The organism is Accumulibacter sp., assembly GCF_032229525.1.
Taxonomy (GTDB): domain Bacteria; phylum Pseudomonadota; class Gammaproteobacteria; order Burkholderiales; family Rhodocyclaceae; genus Accumulibacter.
Genome location: NZ_JAVTWB010000175.1, coordinates 24,500 through 42,902, shown reverse-complemented (window position 1 = coordinate 42,902; position 18,403 = coordinate 24,500). Strand labels below are relative to the sequence as shown.

At 60.2% G+C, this 18,403-nt stretch carries 14 protein-coding genes and 2 pseudogenes; 4 read left to right on the top strand and 12 right to left on the bottom strand.

Annotated features, from left to right (window positions below; all coding sequences use genetic code 11):
• The 3 genes and pseudogenes from RUW20_RS13705 to RUW20_RS13695 all read left to right on the top strand — a co-directional run.
• Positions 1–881: pseudogene (locus RUW20_RS13705) on the top strand (P-type conjugative transfer protein TrbL); the annotation flags it as partial.
• Positions 878–1,441, top strand: coding sequence for a TrbM/KikA/MpfK family conjugal transfer protein (locus tag RUW20_RS13700; protein ID WP_313952793.1), 564 nt, complete (start codon positions 878–880; stop codon positions 1,439–1,441). The pseudogene RUW20_RS13705 and the gene RUW20_RS13700, both read left to right, overlap by 4 nt.
• A gap of 31 nt (positions 1,442–1,472) precedes the next feature.
• A complete protein-coding gene (locus RUW20_RS13695; RefSeq protein ID WP_313952792.1) occupies positions 1,473–2,072 on the top strand; it encodes a transglycosylase SLT domain-containing protein in 600 nt (199 codons plus the stop codon).
• Positions 2,073–2,231: 159 nt separating this feature from the next.
• Here the strand turns inward: RUW20_RS13695 and RUW20_RS13690 are convergent, their stop codons facing one another.
• The 12 genes and pseudogenes from RUW20_RS13690 to RUW20_RS13635 all read right to left on the bottom strand — a co-directional run bounded on the left by RUW20_RS13690 (position 2,232) and on the right by RUW20_RS13635 (position 13,812).
• Positions 2,232–5,294, bottom strand: a complete 3,063-nt coding sequence (locus RUW20_RS13690) for a type I restriction endonuclease subunit R (protein ID WP_313952791.1) — start codon at positions 5,292–5,294, stop codon at positions 2,232–2,234.
• The gene (locus tag RUW20_RS13685) at positions 5,291–6,019 is read right to left on the bottom strand and encodes an abortive infection family protein (RefSeq protein WP_313952790.1); all 729 of its coding nucleotides are present in this window, start codon (positions 6,017–6,019) and stop codon (positions 5,291–5,293) included. Before RUW20_RS13685 ends, RUW20_RS13690 begins: the two co-directional genes overlap by 4 nt.
• Positions 6,012–7,328 carry a restriction endonuclease subunit S gene (locus tag RUW20_RS13680; RefSeq protein WP_313952789.1) on the bottom strand — a complete coding sequence of 439 codons (1,317 nt, stop codon included), beginning with the start codon at positions 7,326–7,328 and terminating at the stop codon, positions 6,012–6,014. Before RUW20_RS13680 ends, RUW20_RS13685 begins: the two co-directional genes overlap by 8 nt.
• Positions 7,321–9,018, bottom strand: a complete 1,698-nt coding sequence (locus RUW20_RS13675; RefSeq protein ID WP_313952788.1) for a class I SAM-dependent DNA methyltransferase — start codon at positions 9,016–9,018, stop codon at positions 7,321–7,323. Before RUW20_RS13675 ends, RUW20_RS13680 begins: the two co-directional genes overlap by 8 nt.
• 61 nt (positions 9,019–9,079) lie before the next feature.
• Positions 9,080–9,274: pseudogene (locus RUW20_RS13670) on the bottom strand (Tn3 family transposase); the annotation flags it as partial.
• 234 nt (positions 9,275–9,508) lie between these two features.
• Entirely contained in the window at positions 9,509–10,525 is a 1,017-nt protein-coding gene (locus tag RUW20_RS13665; RefSeq protein WP_313952787.1) for a reverse transcriptase family protein, read from the bottom strand.
• Positions 10,494–10,817, bottom strand: coding sequence for a helix-turn-helix domain-containing protein (locus RUW20_RS13660; RefSeq protein WP_409559368.1), 324 nt, complete (start codon positions 10,815–10,817; stop codon positions 10,494–10,496). Before RUW20_RS13660 ends, RUW20_RS13665 begins: the two co-directional genes overlap by 32 nt.
• A 25-nt stretch (positions 10,818–10,842) precedes the next feature.
• The gene (locus tag RUW20_RS13655) at positions 10,843–11,070 is read right to left on the bottom strand and encodes a hypothetical protein (RefSeq protein WP_313952786.1); all 228 of its coding nucleotides are present in this window, start codon (positions 11,068–11,070) and stop codon (positions 10,843–10,845) included.
• A 685-nt stretch (positions 11,071–11,755) separates the two neighbouring features.
• Entirely contained in the window at positions 11,756–12,040 is a 285-nt protein-coding gene (locus RUW20_RS13650) for an integration host factor subunit beta (protein WP_313952785.1), read from the bottom strand.
• Positions 12,041–12,261: 221 nt separating this feature from the next.
• Entirely contained in the window at positions 12,262–13,272 is a 1,011-nt protein-coding gene (locus RUW20_RS13645; protein WP_409559367.1) for a tyrosine-type recombinase/integrase, read from the bottom strand.
• On the bottom strand, positions 13,269–13,559 hold the full coding sequence (locus RUW20_RS13640) for a type II toxin-antitoxin system RelE/ParE family toxin (protein ID WP_313952783.1): 291 nt from the start codon (positions 13,557–13,559) through the stop codon (positions 13,269–13,271). The genes RUW20_RS13645 and RUW20_RS13640 overlap by 4 nt, the downstream gene beginning before the upstream one ends.
• Complete coding sequence (locus tag RUW20_RS13635) at positions 13,552–13,812, bottom strand: type II toxin-antitoxin system ParD family antitoxin (RefSeq protein WP_313952782.1); 261 nt, start codon at positions 13,810–13,812, stop codon at positions 13,552–13,554. The genes RUW20_RS13640 and RUW20_RS13635 overlap by 8 nt, the downstream gene beginning before the upstream one ends.
• A gap of 1,053 nt (positions 13,813–14,865) precedes the next feature.
• Here RUW20_RS13635 and RUW20_RS13630 point away from each other — a divergent pair.
• Positions 14,866–18,318: a hypothetical protein gene (locus tag RUW20_RS13630; RefSeq protein WP_313952781.1), complete on the top strand. Its 3,453-nt coding sequence runs from the start codon at positions 14,866–14,868 to the stop codon at positions 18,316–18,318.
• Positions 18,319–18,403 lie beyond the last annotated feature (85 nt).

Genomic DNA, 18,403 nt, shown 5'->3' with positions numbered 1-18,403 from the left:
TCAACATGAGCGCCGGTATCAGCCTCAAGGAATTGAGCGTGATGCTGATTGTTGCCGTGGTCCTGCTGGCCCTGGTGAACAAGGTGCCGGCCTTGATCGGCGGTCTGGCGATGCATGGCGGCACACATGCCCTGGGTGGGGGTTTCGGAACCGGCGCGGCGATGGGCGCTGCAGCCATGGCGGGCGCAGCCGTCGCCACGGGGGGCGCAGCGATCGCCGCCGGCGCGGCGAACGCGGCGGGCGGAGTTCAAGCCTTGATGACCGCCGCCTCGAAAGCGTCGCAGAACGTCGCCGGAGGCACGGACATTGTTTCGCGCATGGCCGGTGGGATGGCTGACGCGGTCGGCGGTGGCGGGGCGAGCAGTGGCGCAGCCGGCCTCGGCAGTCCTCTGGCCGGTGCGATGGACGGCCCGGCGATGAGCGGTAGCCCGTCATCCGGGGCGACTTCGGGCGGCTCTCGTACGAGTTCCAGCAGCAGGGGCAGCGTGGCCGGCAATAACAAGGCAAAAGGTGCTGGCTCGACACCAGGTCAGCAGCCGCAAGGCGGCACAAAGTCCGCGCTGGGGACGGTCGGCAAGGTCGCCGCCGATACGGCCGCCAATCTGGCTAAAGGCAGTTGGGACGTCGCCAAGGAGAGAGCCAACGCCGGCGCCGAAGCTGCGCAGGAACGCCTCAGCCAGACCATCGGCGGAAAAGTGGCCGCAGCCATCAAGGCCCAGGGGACGACCGCGACATCGAGCGAGCAGCTCAAGCCGGAACCCACATTCGACGGCAACAGCCTGTCAGGGGCCAGCGACACGTCGGTGGACGCCGACTCGGAAGTCTCCGCATTCCGCGACCGTGACACTCACTCTCCATCACGCAAGGGGCGTTACACATGAAACCAAAACTTGTTCTCGCTTCGGTCGCGTTGGCCGCGGCTGCGTCAATCTCGGCATCGGCCAGCGCCGAAGAGGCACTGACCGGCGATACCCGTCTGGCGTGCGAAGCCATCCTGTGCCTATCGACAGGCACTCGCCCCGGCGAGTGCTCGCCGTCGCTGCATCGGTATTTCAGTATCTCGCACCGGAAACTGAGCGACACCATCCGCGCACGGGGCAACTTCCTGAAGCTGTGCCCGGTGGCCAACCAAACCCCTGAAATGAGCCTGCTGGTCAACGCGATGGCGAACGGCGCAGGCCGCTGCGATGCGGCGTCGCTGAACGTGACGCTTCTTTCATGGGATTGGAACAGTGAGACGGTGCTCATCGGCAACCAGATGCCAGGCTATTGCGCGGTCTATACCGGCCACGCTTACACCGACTTTTCCGGCACGCAGCCACGTTACGTGGGGACGCCAGAAAGGGGCGGGTACTGGGTCGAAGCCAACGACTACGACCGAACACAGGCGGAGTACAACGCCAGAATCGCAGCAGAAGAAGCGCAGCGGCGTCTGCTGTAGTCACGGCAGGAACCAGAAAGAGGGAAGGGCAATGCCTTTTGTCGATCTGCCACCGCAGCTTCAAGAGCGCGTCGTGTGCTCGATTTCGGCGGCCGTGAAATACGCGGTCCCCGCGAACATCGTCCTGGCAGTCGCCGAGAAAGAAGCGGGGAAGCCGGGTCAATGGGTGCGCAACAGCAACGGCACGCATGACGTAGGGCCGATGCAATTCAACACGTCTTACCTCAGCGACCTGGCTCGCTATGGAATCACGGCCGACGATGTCGCCGCGGCCGGCTGCTACGCGTTCGACCTGGCCGCCTGGCGGATCCGCGGACACCTCAAGAACGACAAGGGTGACCTCTGGACCAAGGCAGCCAACTACCACTCCAGGACGCCGCGATACAACGCGGTGTACCGGAGCGATCTGCGCGTGAAGGCCGCCAAGTGGGCGGACTGGCTGGAAGCGCGTTTTGTTACGGTGGATGTGACGAAGGCGGGAGCGGTGCGCTCGATGCCGGCGACGCCGGTATCAGTGCAGGCAACTCGATTTCCTGCGGTGGCTGCAGTGGACGCGAAGCCACGGACCAGGGCAGCGTGGGAGATTTCCGGGTATGTTCCGCGACAGTTGATCCGCAGCGCCATACCGTGATTCATGCGGGGCCGATTTTAGCGGCTAAACTTTTTTTGGCCGAAAATTGCTCGGATTGTTAGCTGCGCGCATCGTTATTGGCGTTTGGCCTTGTTGACTGTTATGACTTGCTTAGCGGACCGGGCATGTCGTCGCGCCACCACCGACCTTGTTGCGCCGCTAAGCTCCATTCTCCGTTGAAAGCTCCGCCTGCCGCAGCACAAGCTGAGTCGCGTCTTCCGAAAGATCGGGCGGATAACCGTACTTGGCGAGCAGGCGGCGAACGTGTCGCCGCAGGTCCGCCCGCACCGATTCGCGCTGTGTCCAATCCAGCTTGGGCATTTTCTTGACCATCTCCGCCAGCTCACGAGCCATCAGCCGAAGGGTGTCACTCTTCATAACCGACGTCGCCGAGCCATTCTCGGCCAGCGCGTCGTAGAACGCCGTCTCTTCGCCACTCAGTCCCAGCTCCGTGCCGTGCTGTTGTGCCGTGCGCAGTTCCTTCGCCAGATCGATTAAGCGCGAGACCATCTCCGCCGTGGTGATCGCCTTGTTGGTGTAGCGCAGCATGGCGCCTTCGAGCGCCTCGCGGAACTTCTTGCTCTGGACGATGTTCGTCCGCTCCGTAATGCGAATCTGATCGCTCAACAACTTCCGCAGGGTTTCGAGCGCCAGGTTCTTCTGTTCCAGTGCGGCAACACGTTTCAGAAACTCGTCGCTCAGAATGTCTAGGCGCGCCTCGTCGAGTCCGGCGACCGCAAACAGGTCGATCACCTGATCCGCGTCCACCGCTCCCCCGATCACCTGCCGCACAGCTGCATCTACGTCGCGCTGCCGCGCCTTCGCAGTGCCACCGCCTTCATCCGCAAGCCGCTTGCGAATCATCGCAGCCACCCGCTGGAAAAACGCCAGATGGTCCACCAAGGCTTCCGTCTCCGGCCGCGGCACCGCCAGCGCAAATGCCGCCGACAGCTCCTTCACGCGCTCGCGCAGCCAGCGCCAGCCGTCGGGCTGCGCGAACACATGATCAATCGCCCGCAAGTAGACCGCCAGTACGGCTTTCGGATCGGCATAGAGCGCGGCTTCGTAATCGCAGCCATGGAAGAAGTCGCGCAGTTTCTCGAACGCCGTCTGCATGGCTGGCACGGCCTCGTCCTGAACTTGCCTTACCGCCTCGCCGGTACCGCCTGCCTGGGTGTAGATAGCGAGCGCATCGGCCAACTGATCCGCGAGCCCGAGCAGGTCCACGATCAAGCCGCCCGGCTTGTCGCCATAGACCCGATTCACGCGCGCAATGGCCTGCATCAGGTTGTGACCGGACAAAGGCTTGTCCAGATATATCGTATGCATGGGCGGGCAATCGAAACCCGTCAGCCACATGTCGCAGACAATCACCAGACGGAAATCGTCATTGGGATTCTTGAACCGTTCCGCCAGTCGTTTGCGCTCAACCTTCCTGCGTACATGGCTGCGCAGTGGCTCCGGGTCATCACCACTGCCGGTCACGATTACCTTCATCGTCCCGCGTTCGTTGTCGGGATCGTGCCACTGTGGCCGCAGTGTCTTGATCACCTCATACAACCGCGCGGCGATGTCGCGACTCATGGTGACTATCATCGACTTGCCTTCCATCGCGGCGCGGCGCTTTTCCCAATGCTCAACAATGAACGCGGCCAGCCGCTCGATCCGTTCCTGCGCACCGACCAGCGCCTCCAGCGGTATGCGGATTTGGTCGGCGACCTCTTCGCCGAAACCATCAGCCTGCGCCGCTTGCTCTAGCTCGGCCTCAGCGGCGGCTGCGCCCGCATCGTCCACCGAAAGCTTGACGATGCGCGACTCATAATAGAGCGGCTTGGTCGCCCCATCCTCCACTGCTTGTCGGATGTCATACACGTCCGAGTATTCACCGAAGACGTGAATCGTATTCTTATCGTCGCGTTCGAGCGGCGTGCCGGTGAAGCCGACAAAGGTCGCATTCGGCAGCGCCTCGCGCATCCAGCGCGCGCCACCTTCCACAAATCCGTACTGGCTGCGGTGCGCCTCATCGGCCATCACCACCACGTTCGCCCGCGGCGAGATTTCGCCATGCGCCTCGGTGAATTTGTGAATCGTAGTGAACACCACCCCGCCGGCGGCGCGGTCGAGCAGTTCCTGCAAGTGATCGCGGCCGTCGGCCTGCACCGGCGCCTGCCGCAGCAGCGCGCGGCCGGCGGCAAAGGTGCCGAAGAGCTGGTCGTCGAGGTCGTTGCGGTCAGTGACCATGACGATGGTCGGATTCGCCATCACCGGCTCGCGCACGAGCGCACCGGCGAGCATCAGCATGGTGAGCGACTTGCCCGAGCCCTGGGTATGCCAAACCACGCCCCCGCGTCCGTCGCCATCACCGATGGGGGCCTTGAGATGCGCGAGCACCGAGGTCCGTGCCTTGCGCACGGCACGGAACTGATGGTAGCCAGCAATCTTCTTAACGATCTCGCCGCGCTCGTCTTCCTCGAAGGCCACACAGGTGCGCAAGTAATCGAGCAGCAGCGTGGGATCGAACAGCCCACGAATCAGCGCCTCCAGCGTTGGCAGGCCTCCTTCCGCCGGTCGCCAGGGCATGAAGCGGTTCAGGCCACTGGTAATGGAGCCGACGCGGGTCAGCAGACCGTCCGAGGCAACCAGAAGCAGGTTCGGCACGAAGAGATCGGGCGTGGTTTCCATGTAGCGGCCGAGCTGGGCTATCGCCACATTCAGATCAGCGCCGGTATCGGTCGGGTCCTTCAACTCGGTGACGGCGATGGGTAGGCCGTTGAGAAAAACGGTCAGATCAGGGCGGATGAACTTGCCGGAGGGACCGGCGATGGTCAGTTGCCTCACCACTAGCCAATCGTTCTGCCGGGGGTTGTCGAAGTCAATCAGCCGCGCCCGCCCGCCGCGCGCCTCGCCGCTGGCGGCGTCCCGGTATTCCACTTCGACGCCATCGGTCAGCAACGCGTGAAACCAGCGGTTGTTCTGGATCAGCGTCGGGTACGGCGGGCGCGCTACGGAACGGACAACCTGCTCAACCGCGTCGTGCGGCAGCGCCGGGTTCAGGCGATGCAGCGCTGCGCCGAGGCGCCTTTGCAGAATGGATTGCGAGGCGTTGGCGCGCTCGCCGGCATCGTCGAGAATGCCCCCGCTCTTGATCACAAAGCCATGTGTGCCGAAGTAAACCATGGCGACGTCTTCAACAAGTCGCTCATTCGGTGAGACCGTCGTCATTCCGCGTCCTCTTGTGCGGCATTGGCGTCATCGCCGCCGTTCTTGGCATCACGTTCTGCGATGAAATCATTCAATGCTGCCCGGTACGCCTCGCGGTCTGAGAGGAACAGCACACGGCTTGGCAGCAACTCCAATTCGCCGAGCCGAATCACTTCGTAATCCCGATCGAATGCCTCGTTAAAATCCGCGTGATCCTCGTGGTACACCCTCGCACCGGGAACCTGAGTCAAGGCATCGCGATGGATGCGGTACAAAAAAGAGACGATGGTATCGGCAGCCTGGGCGGCGAGCGTTGCCTGCCGCTGATCGAGGCGAGCGGTGAAGCTGTCCCGTCCGTGGGATGCCATGCCGTAGTTGTTCCGTAGCTCGCACAGTCCCTGAATCGTTTGCAGCAACCCACGAACTGTCTTCTTCACTGACTCGCCAGCCTTTACCGGGTCTGGATGGTTGTGAGGGAGAAGTGACAGCTTATTCGTGGTCTCCTTCAGCAGCCTCGGTGCGTCCCATTTGGGGTCTGCCGGCTGGCCGATGTCGGCAAGCACGGTCTTGCATACTGACTCCACCAGTGTCTTGGAAAGATCAAACGCAAAGTCCGGCACACTCTCCAGTGCGCTTTCGATCGCATTGATTTGCTGCTCAATCGCCTCCGCAAGGGGGCCAGATGCAAGGGCGGCGCGTGTCCCCACCATCTGAAAGCTGGACTGCGACGTGGTGAATTCAGCCATTGACCGGCTCCACTCGAACGCTTCCGTTTAGCAAGCGAGGCAGGAGGTAGTTCCGGACCTCCACGAGCATTGCCGATTCTTGACGCGATGCAAGCAGTACATCAAAAAACGGTGCCACGATCTCCTCGAATGACGAGACAATGGCAAGTTTCGGCGCGACAACTAACAACCCATCAAATGTAGCGCGCGTGATGGTGTCGAATACCGATCCATGAGTGCGCTGCTTTAGCCCGGCAACAGCCGTTTGCGTCAAAAGGTGCAGGTAAGAAAACGAGGCTCGATCTGCCGGTAGCAAGCCATAGCAGGACTGGTTGAATGTCATTGGCTTTCCCGCCATGGCTAGCTTTCCGACCGTCCCACGAGCAGAGATGATCGTGCAACCCTTGGGCACCATTCTCGCCGCGCTGTTACTCACCCCAGCCTCGGTGATTCGCTCGTCCGTGTTGATGACCCATACTTCACCATCGTCGGTGGCGTCTTTGACGGAATACCAGGGAACCTCCCCGTTCCAATAAGACGGCTCAGATCGTTTTGGCGTGCCACCGCTCACGATAATGCAAGCGCTTGAAAACGGCTTGGCATCCCACCCCTTCGGCACGGGGCCGATTTCGGAGTCGATGAAGCGGGTGGGCAGCGCGTCGAAGACAGCTTGGGGCATGGAGGGAAATGCGGTGGCGCCGGCGACCTTGGCCTTGACCGGCTCGAAGTCCACGAACCACGCTCGGAAGATTGCCCGCGCCAAACGCTCCAGCGCCTGAGCCGTGCGGCGGTTGTGCTCGATCTTGTCGTCGAGCGCTCCGAGGACACCAGCTATGGCACGCTGATCGTCGATCTCGGGAAGGGTTGTTTGAAAGTCGCAAATGCGGCCGGGAGATGTGTGGCGTACTGTCGATCCCGTCGCTGTGGCCAAAACGTGGTGTCTATAGTCATCGGCGCGTAGCCGATAGAACAGAAATCTGCTATCCGCCTCGATACCATCCTTGATTTCGACGCGCCCTATTCGCTGGTTGTGCAGGTAGCGACTCCCGGCAGATTCTGGAATGAGCGCAGGAAATCCGAGCGTATCACCAGCCTTGCTGAGGTCAGTCATCGTCACGACGAGGGCACCAGATTCAAGGAAATAATCATCGGGAACTGGGCCGGCGTAATACCGCAGTTTGTGTTCTTGAAATCCTCCGCCGATTGCAAAATTGCCCGGAGTAACCAGGATGTTTGGTGTCACCTCATCGGTGAAGTGGTCACTCTTAAAGGCGTAGCCATGCTTTACATGAACGTAGTCACCAAGAGAGGAGGGGCTTGTGTCACTCATCGACTGTGACCCTCAAGAGCTGCTGACGAATGACTGTGGTCAACTGCTCCCCCTTTACGAAGCACTTCTCTAATTCGGCTACCAGCCGCGGATACTTTTCCGTGAACAACTCGCCATCGTCCTCCTGCTCCTCGGCGCCGACGTAGCGGCCGGGGGTGAGCACGAAACCGTGCTTGCCGATCTCCTCGACCTTGGCTGCCTTACAGAAGCCGGAGATATCTCTGTAGCTCCATTCGCCGTGCTGCGTTTCATCCCACCACGCGGGCTTTGGCTCGCCGCGCCACTGGCGGAAGGCGTAGACAATGCGGCCGATGTCTGAGCCGGCCTTGGCGTCGCCCATGCCATCGGCCAACATGCTTTCGCCGTCATCGCCGCCACTGAGCACGCGCAGGGTGCGCGTCTGCATGGTGCCGAGCTTGCGGGCGTCGATGAAGAGGGTCTCGCCCTTGCGGCCACCGGGACGGTTCGGGCAGCCGTGCTTCAGGTTGCGGCCGCTCTTGTCGCGGGTGAGGAACCAAAGGCTGACAGGAATGCCGGTGGTAAAGAAAAGCTGCGCCGGCAGGGCAACGATGGCGTCCACCAGATCGGCCTCGACGATCTTGCGGCGAATGTCGCCCTCGCCGCCGCTATTGCTGGAAAGCGAACCGTTGGCCATGACGAAGCCGGCGACGCCGCCGCCGCGACCGTTGGGCGGAGCGATGTGGTGGATGAAGTGCTGAATCCACGCGTAGTTGGCATTGCCGAGCGGCGGCGTGCCGAATCTCTTCCAGCGCACGTCTTCTTGGAGGAGCTTGCCGGACCAGTCGGAGACGTTGAACGGCGGATTGGCAATGATGTAGTCGGCCTTGAGGTCCGGGTGCAAGTCGCGCAAGAAGCTGTCGCCAGGCTGGCTGCCCAGATTGGCCTCAATGGAGCGGATGGCGAGGTTCATGTGCGCCAGTCGCCAAGTAGTGGGGTTGGACTCCTGGCCAAATATGGAGATGTCGGTCTTCTCCCCACCGTGGGCCTCGACGAAACGCTCGGACTGTACGAACATGCCACCGGAACCGCAGCAGGGGTCGTAGACGCGGCCCTCATAGGGTTCGAGCATTTCTACCAGTACACGTACCACGCAGCGCGGGGTATAGAACTCGCCACCCAGCTTGCCTTCCGCTTGGGCGAACTTGCCGAGGAAGTATTCGTAGACCCGGCCGAGGCTGTCGCGCGCCTTGGCTCGGTCGCCCTTGAAGCCGATGTCGGCAATCAGGTCGATCAGCCCCTTGAGCTTGACCGGTTCGATGCCACGACGCGCGTAGTCGCGCGGGAGCTTGTTCTTGAGGTTGGGGTTGTCGCGCTCGACGGCGAGGATGGCGTCGTCGATCAGCGTGGCAATGTCGGGCCTCGCGGCCTGGTTTTGCAGGTTTGCCCAGCGCGACTCCCGCGGCACCCAGAACACGCGCTCGGCGGTGTATTCGTCGCGGTTCTCCAGCAGCGCCTCGCACTGCGCGCCGGTGATGCCGTCGGCTTCCAGTTCCGCTTTCAGCTCTTCACGGCGCGCCGCGAACGAGTCGGAGATATATTTTAGGAATAGCAGGCCCAGCACGACGTGCTTGTATTCGGCGGCATCGATCTGGCCACGCAGGGTGTCGGCTGACTTCCAGAGGGTGTCGGCGTAGGCAAGATCGGTATTGGTTGTGTCGTTATTGGCCATATTGTTAGTCGTTTCCCGAGTTTTTATTAGGGGTTGTAAGCCGGAACCGCCGAAAATTCCGTCACCCCAACTCCAGCCCGGCGACGAGCGCATCCAGGTCGATCACCTTGCCGTTACTGAGAACGGTGTAGTGCCCGCCCAGCAGGATGTGCCGCCAGGCTGCCGGAGAAATCTGCGTGATCAACGCCAGTGTCTTGGCGTTGCCGCGTGCCTCGAACTTCGTCAGCAGCCGCGACACGATGGCCGAGTTGTAGTAGGGGTCGTCTCAGAAAACAGAAATATTCGTACGCTAGGCTTCTGTCATTTTTATGGCGGTCTCTTGACGACCCACTGCTGCCGGTCAAGAGGCTCTAAGGTAATCGGCTGGTTTCAGAGTGAATCCGCCTTCACATTGCCGCTATTTGACCATTCTCGACGGTGGAAACCAACATTTCCTAGCACCCCAAGCTCACCGAAACAGAGACGACGCCAAAAGCCAGAAGGCGTTACCTCAATAAGAATGGGGGGCATTTGTCGAAGTGCGGCGCATTCGAGCGATTCGACTTTTTTGAGCGCGGCCTTTTACAATCTTTGCCCAATCAGAGTTGTAAATGGACATGACTCTTAGGCGAGCAGCTTTGTACTTTGGCTCAATTTGTTCCGCCTCAGATAACCGTCCAACGAGACTGGCGAGAATTTTTTCTTTTCGGCCAACAGATATCTTCATGAGCATTAATAGCTCGCGGATTCTTTTGACTCGTTTGTGGGGTAGATATAGTTTCCCCTCTCGAACTACCAAACCTGTGATCAATGCATATTCACTGCAGGATACGTTTTCCTTGTGGTAACGGTACCCTCGCTTAAACATTTCAGTAGATACTAAGTTCAAAAGCTCTGCATTTGCACCTGTACCAGAAATTGTGATGTCGTCCACATAGAGGGTAAAAACGCATCCGTAGCTATCGCTTACTAGCTTGATCTTGTCAAAAAGGGGGCGATTAGCCAAAAACGACAGAACGGGGCTAATGCAGCTTCCTGTTGGTAAATGAACCCCATGCTTTTCGGTTCTTACCACGCATAGTTTCGCTAGGATTGTCGCAATATCTGGGGCGCAGCGAAGTCCGCTGAGAAAGAAGTCATGAATAGCGTCAAACTTGATGGATTGAAAAAATTTCTTGATGTCAATTTTTATGACCGTGCCACCACTTCTGTGGGCTAATGCGTTGGTCTTGTAGGACCGTTTCTTTAGTGCAGAATGGACATAGTCAGGTGGTGCAATGCGAACAAGCAATCGTAGTAGTCGCCGATGTATCGCCTCAAGAGTATCTTTGGGCTCTGTGATGTAGCGACGCGTCTTTCTGTCGAAAAAACAGCGATATTGGCCGGTCAGGCCCGATTTATCGGGGTTGGTAATGATCGAGCGATCAACACCAAGCAATTCTGCAAGTTTTTTCTTGTTGGATAGTTCGTAGAGCGGCGATTTCTCTATTTCGTATCTAAGCGGTTCTCTTGATGTTTGAGGAATCATCGTTATCAGAAATCCATTCAAGAATTCTAAGCATTTTCTTCGAGATAAATGCTCTTGCTTTGCTGACACTATGCGCGCCTTGAAGAGTCTCGGAGAAGACGACTAACGACGACAAAGGGACCTTAAAACAATCAGCATATCTTTGCAGTATATCCAAAGAAGCTTCTTTTTTCCCTCCTTCAAGCTCAGACAGGTATGAAGTGGAAATAAATAACTTACCGGCCAGTTCTGTTTGGCTCAGTCTGTGATACTGGCGGATCAACTTCAATGCTCTTGCAATCATAGTAATCATCTCAAAAAGTGAAGGGGTGTGTAGCTTAGAAGTGGTCAGCAAACCAAGCGATGAATTGCTTGCTTACTGCCTCGGCCTTCTCCCAGGCATCGGGGATATGGACGATAATCCAGCGCCAAGTTGCGGGCCTCATAAACACGAAGCTCACCAAAAACTTGAGCCTCGCCTTGGTCTTTTGAGCCAAGGAGCCTTTCTCATGCGCTTTTTCTACAACTTCACTACACTCTGGTCGTTCTGTAACTTGGTGCTTCATCTGCTACTCCTAAGAAAGCACCAGCTGAAGAGCTGGCGTGAAGGCAAAACGCCTTCCCCTCGCTCCTTCTTAGGCAGGAAAACGACCAATCCCCTTGTGAACCACTAATTGACTGATCGCGCCCTCGCGATCAGGTTCGCACAGTCCGGTGCCGGCGCGTCATCGACTCGCGGCGTGAAGACCGAGGCAAAGTTTTGGTAGGCAAAAACACGCCCACCCCGAGCCGAGGCTCAAAACAGCATTCAAGGGCTTCTCTGTTATCCAAGCTACGTGAAGAACTCTAGCCAAGATGCACTCTGAGCGCAAGACATTTTTCGCTGCCAGCGAAAAATGTTCGCTACCGACAGCCTATTTCGCGGGTTTTTTTTTGTCATGACAGCGATCACTTCGGCTTGAATATGCGGAGCGCGTCTCCGGAATCGCGTATGTTTGACTGGCCGGATCCGTAGCTGTTGCAGTCGAATTCCGGCGATAGCACATGCGTAGGCAAAGGCCGAGTTGTTCGCGTGAGTACGATCAGTTCGCGTAGGTTATCCGGCAGGTTGCAGAGTACAGCGGCCCTTTGATGGTCAACAATCTGGCGGGGTAGAATTACTGCTCCTGGCCGATCTGAGACCATCAGTTTCGTTCTACGACACATGCGGAAGGCATACCTCCGCACGAGCAGAACTCAATCACGGAGCGCTTATCTGCCCGAGTCAACCTTGGTACGCAGTTCTTTCCCCGCCTGAAAGTGGGGCACAGCTTTCGCTGGAACCTGCACGGCCTCACCGGTTTTTGGGTTGCGCCCAGTACGGGGCGGCCGGTAGTTGAGCCCGAAGCTTCCGAAACCGCGTATTTCAATGCGGTCCCCCTTCACCAGCGTGTTGCTCAGCGCTTCAAGAATGGCCTTCACCGCAAGTTCGGTATCTTTTGGGGTGAACTGCGGGAAGTGGGCAGCGAGTCGGTTGATGAGTTCGGGGCGGATCATCGGCGAATTTTACGCGGCACTTCCGCTCGGGTGCGGTGGCAAACCACACAACGCTAGGCGCGACAGCATCGATGACGCATGGCAACGTCGACGCCCTCCGGATGTTGAGCGCCGTCCCTCAGTTCAAGCTACGGTGAGTCACCGTCGCCAGGATGTCGCGGCGGAAATCAAGAGCAAGAACCCAGTGGCCGGTCCGGACTGATAAAAGACGCTAGCATTCTCTAGTAGGCGACCTTGAAGGTCGGACTGTCCTCCGGCCGAGTCTTGCGGTGATCGTAAATCCGGGTGGTGGCGATGTTGGCATGACCCAGCCACTCCTGCACCTTGGCGATGTCGGCCTGGTGGTCAAGCGCGTTGGTCGCGGCGGTCGCCCGCAACGCGTGCGCCCCGATCGCGAAACCCAGCGCCGTTGAGTATTGCCGCACCAGTTTGTAAACCGCGTCGGGTGTGATCGCTTTTTCCAGTGTGCCGGTGCAGTTGTTGCGCAGCGGCCGGAACAGCGCGCCGGCATCGTCCGCGCCATGCCCTGCGATCTCAAGATAGTCGCCGATCAAGCCGCTGGCTGCGGGGTGCAGCGGGACATAGCGGATCTTGCCGCCCTTGCCGAACACCTTCAGGTGCGGCACGCCGCGCCGCTCGTGCTTGAAGTCCTTGACCTTCAGCCGGCACAGCTCTTCGCGACGTAGCGCATGATAGAGCAGGGTGGCCAGGATGGCGCGGTCGCGCTTGCCCTTGAGTGACACGCCGTCGGGCGCGTCGAGCAGCTTGCGCGCCTGGTGATCGCCGAGGGCCGGGGTCTTGCCTTCGTAGCTTTCCACCGGCGGGCGCTTGACGCCCTTGACCGGGTTATGGGTCACGGCGTTCTTCTCGCACAGGGACTCGAACAGCGACGACAGCGCCGCCAGGCGATGGCGGACGGTCATGCCGCTCAAGGCGCGCTGCACCAGGTCGTCGCGCCAGGCGATGACGTGGGCGCGGGTCACGCCGCGAAATTCCTCGGGCTTCACGATGCCGGTGAACTTCATGAAATCCCCGAGGGCGTTTTCGTAGGCGCGACGGGTGGCCTTGTTGCCGAGGTTGGCGAACCATTCGATTTCGGGGGGCACGTCGGCCAGGCGCTGGAAGCGTTCGGCGGTCAAGAGCCGGGAAGCGACGGCCGGGAGGGCGGGGAGGGTGGCTGTGTCGCTCACGGGGAGGTCGTCCAATCCTTCGACAAGATCACGCCGGGTCATAGATGGCTTTTGACATCCATGGCGTCGTGCAGCACACGAACGATCTCAAGGCGCTGACCGTTGCGGCGATAGAAGACCAGGTGACGTTTCACGTGCAGCCGCCGATAGCCCGCCCGGACATGATCGACTGGTGTTCCCAGCTCCGGAAACTTCAGCAGCCCCTGAATCTCCCGGTCGAGGTCGTACAGGTATTGATCCGCTTGCGCCTCGCCCCATTGCTGAACGGTGTAGCTCCAAATGTCCTTGAGGTCGCGGCGCGCGCGCGGACGAACAAGCAGTTCAAGCATCTACGGAACCGCTTTTGGCCTCCTGGCGTGCCTCCTCGATGATCGATGCCATCGCGAAGGGTACCGGTTCGCCGCTCGTCTCGCCCTCGACCAGGGCCTGACGCAAGGCGCTCACTTTCTGTTCGTGCTCTTCGAGCAACCGCATCGCGGCGCGCACCACTTCGCTCTTGGACTCGAAGCGGCCGGCATCGATCTGCTTGGCGATAAAGCCTTCGAAGTGTTCACCCAGGGTGACGCTGGTGTTTCTCGGCATGGCGGCTCCTTTCTGGGCTGCTTTTGTGTATTAGATACTAATACAACGGCGTTCTGTCGAGCGCAACAGCTTCCAGGCATCTTACTATTGATAAAATAGGTTATCAATAGTACAGAGGGCGCCAACCCGACGGGCAAATGCGACGAAGTCGATTGGTCGAAAAGCTTTGATCAAAGAGGCCAGGGGCAAGACCTGACGTCGCCCGCGCAGCAAGACGATGAAGACAGGCTTACCAATCCGGCGTCGATCGGCAGCGCCGACGCGCTGGCCGGCAAGACGATGTAGTTCGAGGGCAGAGGAGGGCTCCGCTGCGAGGGTCTGTGACCTTCGCAGCGCCTCGGTTTGCCGTACAACTGTGCGCCTTGACGAGAGTATGCCAAGCGGCTGTGAGTCGGTCGCGGACGAGAGGTTAAATGGCGGCGTGTGACACGAGTGTTGAGTCTAACTCCTATTGTGTTGAAACACTCTGTTGCCCAGCACGCTCGGCAAATACCCCAAGAACCGACCATCAGAATACGCCCCGCATTCAACGATCACCGTCTCGGGAATGATGCTACGGGAGCCGCCACCGAGTTGACATCTTCGGTCTCGTCAGCAGGACTGCTCCCCCCAAAGTTTGTGCCAAGATGAAGCGTCTCATCGCTCACTCGCCAACATGAACACGAAGAGCTGTTGGATATCACCATTTCCCCATTGAGTCCCTACTGTCAGCAATTTTTCGGGATGTCTCTCTGACCACTGGGTTATGATTTCTCTCTCAGACTGGCATATTGATGAGCGACATGGCACGATGGGGATTCTTGCGGAGCTTCAGTATCAATCTCGCGTAGCCGCTCGAGAACGCGAGCGGGCTCCCCGGCGCAGCACAACTTTCGAGAGGCACTGATCATGCTACTTGAGAACTTTCCCAAAACAACTTGCGCTGTACTCGCTCACTCCGAAAACGATCACGAACCCATTTCCCGCCGCCCAATCCGAGCAGAAGTCGAGCTCCTAGTCGCAAGCCTCAAAGCCGAGAAGGTCCGGCACGTGAGAGATCATCCCGCCGACCTAATGGAACTAGAGGCCGGGCTTGCGAGGGAGAAGAAGGTTCTTATCCAGACGCTGCCATTGGGGCTCCTAGCAACGGATCACGCGGGATACTGCTCGTTTGACTTGGAGCCATTTCACGAGACGGCCGAGACGCTGACCGCGCCGGTCGAAGAAGGATTTGAGATCGTTCGAATCGTCCGCGCCCTCAGGATCTTCCCGCTCGGAGCCGACCCGATCAACGTGTTTGAACTGGATCGGCAGGTCCGCACTCCGGACTCGTATTTCGTTCCCCTTCAGTTGCCGCGCTTCGTCCTTCCACCGGGCTGGCTGGAGGTCAGACTTCCGTCGATGCAGACCCCGCGCCTGGCGGACTGGCGACTGTCGCCGGGCTCGTTCGCCGCGAACCCGTCATTATTGATCGGCGCCGACGGCTGCGAATCGATCCTGCCGGCACAGCACACGCTCAAGACGTACCGCTTCGCCGAGATCGTGCGCTTCACCGACGCCCGGCTCGACCTGAGCCAGCACGCGGACTCAGGGGTGGACTCAGGCCCCACGCGGACGAAAGTTCGACTGGGCGTGGCGCTCGACTACCGTACCGACTGGTACCACCTCGGCCACTCCCTGGGACAGATCCTCTACAGCCAGCCGCTCGCACCGTGCGAGAGCGTCAAGCTCGCCGTCATCAACTGGTCGCGGCAAGACAACATTAGTCGCACCGACGATGCCAAAATAACCGAGAACCTGCTGCACGAACAGCACCGCGAGCGCGTCGTCGAGGAAACGGTCAACGCCACCTTGCGCGAGCACCAATCCGGTGGCTCTTTCATGGCGGGGTTAGGCCTCGCCGGCAAGGGTTCCTATTCGACGATGGCCGGCGCCGGTGTGTTGTCGATTGGAGGTGCGACCTCCTCGTCCAAGGGCACGCGCAAACTGGCAGGCAATTCGCTGCAGAAGTTGAACGATACGATCACTCAGGCCACGACGGTGACGCGCGACCTGTACAGCACCGTGGTGATCCAGGCCAACCAGGCCGAGCAGAACACGCTGGAAACGCGCACGTTCACCAACAACAACCATTGCCACGCACTGACCATCCTGTACTACGAAGTGCTGCGTCACCTACGCGTAGTGTCGCGCTGGGTGGGCACGCGGCCGGTCGTGTTGATCCACCACGACCTGATCGATTTCAACGATGAGAGGCGCATTCGCACCTACCGTCGCGTGCTGGAGGCGGGTCTTCTGGAAGATCGACTGAAGCAGTGCTTCGATGCGGCGGATAAGTTGCTCTGCATGCAGAAGGCCGACGAGGCGACGAAGGCCGACTTGGGCAATCTTCGTTTCGATTTGTTTCGTGCAGAACTAGTGGTTGGCAGCGATGCTGAGGAGAGTGGCCGCGTTCGCCTGTCAATCTTGAAGCGCAACGGCGACGTCGCGATTCTACAAATGCTTTATGGAGTCCCGCCGGAGAAAGACTGGATAAAGTTCGTCGATGTGCAAGGCAAGTACATCTCAGAACTACTGACGCCGGCCGGTGGCAGCATTGCATACACGGACATTGCGGCGCTTCGGGTCGAGTTCCTCGGATGGGACGATGCACTTGGGCATCGAGGATACAACGTGCGCACGTTCAAGCTCGGTGCAACGCGGCTGTACGGCTCGTCTGGCGGGAATGAACGAGAACTCTACTGTAGCGTCGAGCGTGACATGGAGTTTCGCATTCCACTTGGCGAAGCGATACCGACGGCGGTTCGCGACCTGCCGATCTGGGCGCCGGCAGCCCCCGCCAGCGCACCCACGCCCGGAGGTTTCTCCGCGATCAACCTGCCCGAACCCGAACGCTGCTGCCTCGCCCGCCTCAAGGAACACCTGATGGCGCACAAGGAGTATTACAGCCGTCTGGTATGGCTGGCCCGCGACCCCAACCAGCGGGCGACCGAGTACGACGCCATCACCGTCGATGCGTTCGGCGTACCGCTGCTGGACTTCATCGACAACCGGCCGATCGAAGTGCTCGGCACGACCGTGGCCTTCCCGATCCGCGAGGACTTCTGGTTGCGGCTGCAGGACGACCACCGCTTTGGCCTGGGCGATGTGCTCGAACCTCCACACGCCCGCGTCGCCGAGTCGCTGCTCACGGTTCCCACGCGCGGCGTGTTCGCCGAGGGCAAACTCGGCCACTGCAACGCGTGCGAAGAGATAGACGACACACGCTACTGGCAGTGGCAGGAGTCGCCGTGCCCGTGCGAGGCACCGGACATCACCGACGTGAGCCCGGGACCACGCGGACAAACGCCCAGCGTCGAACAGACCACGATGCCCTCGCCCGTCGTCAACATCGTCAACCCGCCCGCCGCGCCGGACCCGACCGGTCTTGCGGGCGCGCTCAAGCTGCTCGGCGAAGCCAACATTTTCCGCGACATGTCGATGGCCAAGGAACTCGGCGGCTTGTTGCAGACGCTGGCGCAGCAGGCCGCGGGCATGCTGAAGCCTGGCGAGTCCGCCAAACCCGGCACGCCGCCGGCCACGCCGACCGCTGGCAGGGGCGCGGACGGCGGCGACGCCAAGCCGCCCACCGGCAACCAGCCCTCCGTGACCCCGCGCACCGCCCAAGCCACCGACAAGACCATCAAGGGCAGCGGTGCGAGCCAAGCTACCAAGCAGCAGGCGCTCGACCAAAACGTGCGCAACGCGGTGGGATTGCCCGCCCCGTTCGAAGCGCCGCGCTACTTCAACTTTGACGTGAAATGGTGGACGGGCGGCCCCGACCTCGGCGCGGATTTCGAGGTGATGATCAAGGACCATGCGAACCTGGAATACACGCTGGGCACGTACAACGCCCCGGACGGATCATTCTCCGCCACATTGCCGGACGAGCTGTGGAAGAGCTTCACGGACGCGGGCTCGATAGGCGGCGTGCGGCTCATCGCGCACAACGCGGTCTGCCCGCCCCGCGACCTGTCGCTGCATGTTCCCGAACTGCTCAACGACAACCCGACAGTCGCCAAGACGCTGCCGACGAAACTTCCGGTCGTGCACCAGGCGACCTTCACGGCGCCGGAGCTGTGGGGCAAGACGAACGCCATCACCAAGCCCGCCAGCGGCAACGTGCTGCGCTTCACCGCGGTCGCGGCACGACGGGAAACCATCATCTCCGTGGAGGCCACGCTGGGCGGCACGGGCGAATTGGCATTCGAGGCCGCGCCTTCGATCGCACAGAAGATCGCGGGCGAGATTCCACTGGCCGCGCTGGGCGGTGGAGCTGGCGCGGGCGGCGCAGGTGCGGGGGGCGCAGGCGGAGGTGCCGGCGCCGGAAACCTGGCCGCCGAACTGGCGTTCGGCCTGGCGCTGAAGGTCGCGCCGAAGCTCTCGGTGGCCGCCGGCGGCAAAGTGGCCTTGCCGGTCACCGTCGAGCTCCTCGATCACCCCTACCTCACGCTTATGCCTGTGGTGGACTCGTCCGACAAGAAGTGAGGTCTAGGATTGGAACTTCATAGTGTTCTCTTGATTGCGAATAGTCATCGTGATGCATCGTGGCGAGCGGCATGACGAATCAGGA

Bases quoted from the DNA above. Each gene is read 5' to 3' on its own strand.
- RUW20_RS13700 (WP_313952793.1), top strand. From the start codon at position 878: ATGAAACCAAAACTTGTTCTCGCTTCGGTCGCGTTGGCCGCGGCTGCG.
- RUW20_RS13685 (WP_313952790.1), bottom strand. From the start codon at position 6,019: ATGGCTGAATTCACCACGTCGCAGTCCAGCTTTCAGATGGTGGGGACA.
- RUW20_RS13655 (WP_313952786.1), bottom strand. From the start codon at position 11,070: ATGAAGCACCAAGTTACAGAACGACCAGAGTGTAGTGAAGTTGTAGAA.
- RUW20_RS13665 (WP_313952787.1), bottom strand. From the start codon at position 10,525: ATGATTCCTCAAACATCAAGAGAACCGCTTAGATACGAAATAGAGAAA.
- RUW20_RS13640 (WP_313952783.1), bottom strand. From the start codon at position 13,559: ATGCTTGAACTGCTTGTTCGTCCGCGCGCGCGCCGCGACCTCAAGGAC.
- RUW20_RS13675 (WP_313952788.1), bottom strand. From the start codon at position 9,018: ATGGCCAATAACGACACAACCAATACCGATCTTGCCTACGCCGACACC.
- RUW20_RS13680 (WP_313952789.1), bottom strand. From the start codon at position 7,328: ATGAGTGACACAAGCCCCTCCTCTCTTGGTGACTACGTTCATGTAAAG.
- RUW20_RS13650 (WP_313952785.1), bottom strand. From the start codon at position 12,040: ATGATCCGCCCCGAACTCATCAACCGACTCGCTGCCCACTTCCCGCAG.
- RUW20_RS13695 (WP_313952792.1), top strand. From the start codon at position 1,473: ATGCCTTTTGTCGATCTGCCACCGCAGCTTCAAGAGCGCGTCGTGTGC.
- RUW20_RS13690 (WP_313952791.1), bottom strand. From the start codon at position 5,294: ATGACGACGGTCTCACCGAATGAGCGACTTGTTGAAGACGTCGCCATG.
- RUW20_RS13645 (WP_409559367.1), bottom strand. From the start codon at position 13,272: ATGACCCGGCGTGATCTTGTCGAAGGATTGGACGACCTCCCCGTGAGC.
- RUW20_RS13630 (WP_313952781.1), top strand. From the start codon at position 14,866: ATGGAACTAGAGGCCGGGCTTGCGAGGGAGAAGAAGGTTCTTATCCAG.
- RUW20_RS13635 (WP_313952782.1), bottom strand. From the start codon at position 13,812: ATGCCGAGAAACACCAGCGTCACCCTGGGTGAACACTTCGAAGGCTTT.
- RUW20_RS13660 (WP_409559368.1), bottom strand. From the start codon at position 10,817: ATGATTACTATGATTGCAAGAGCATTGAAGTTGATCCGCCAGTATCAC.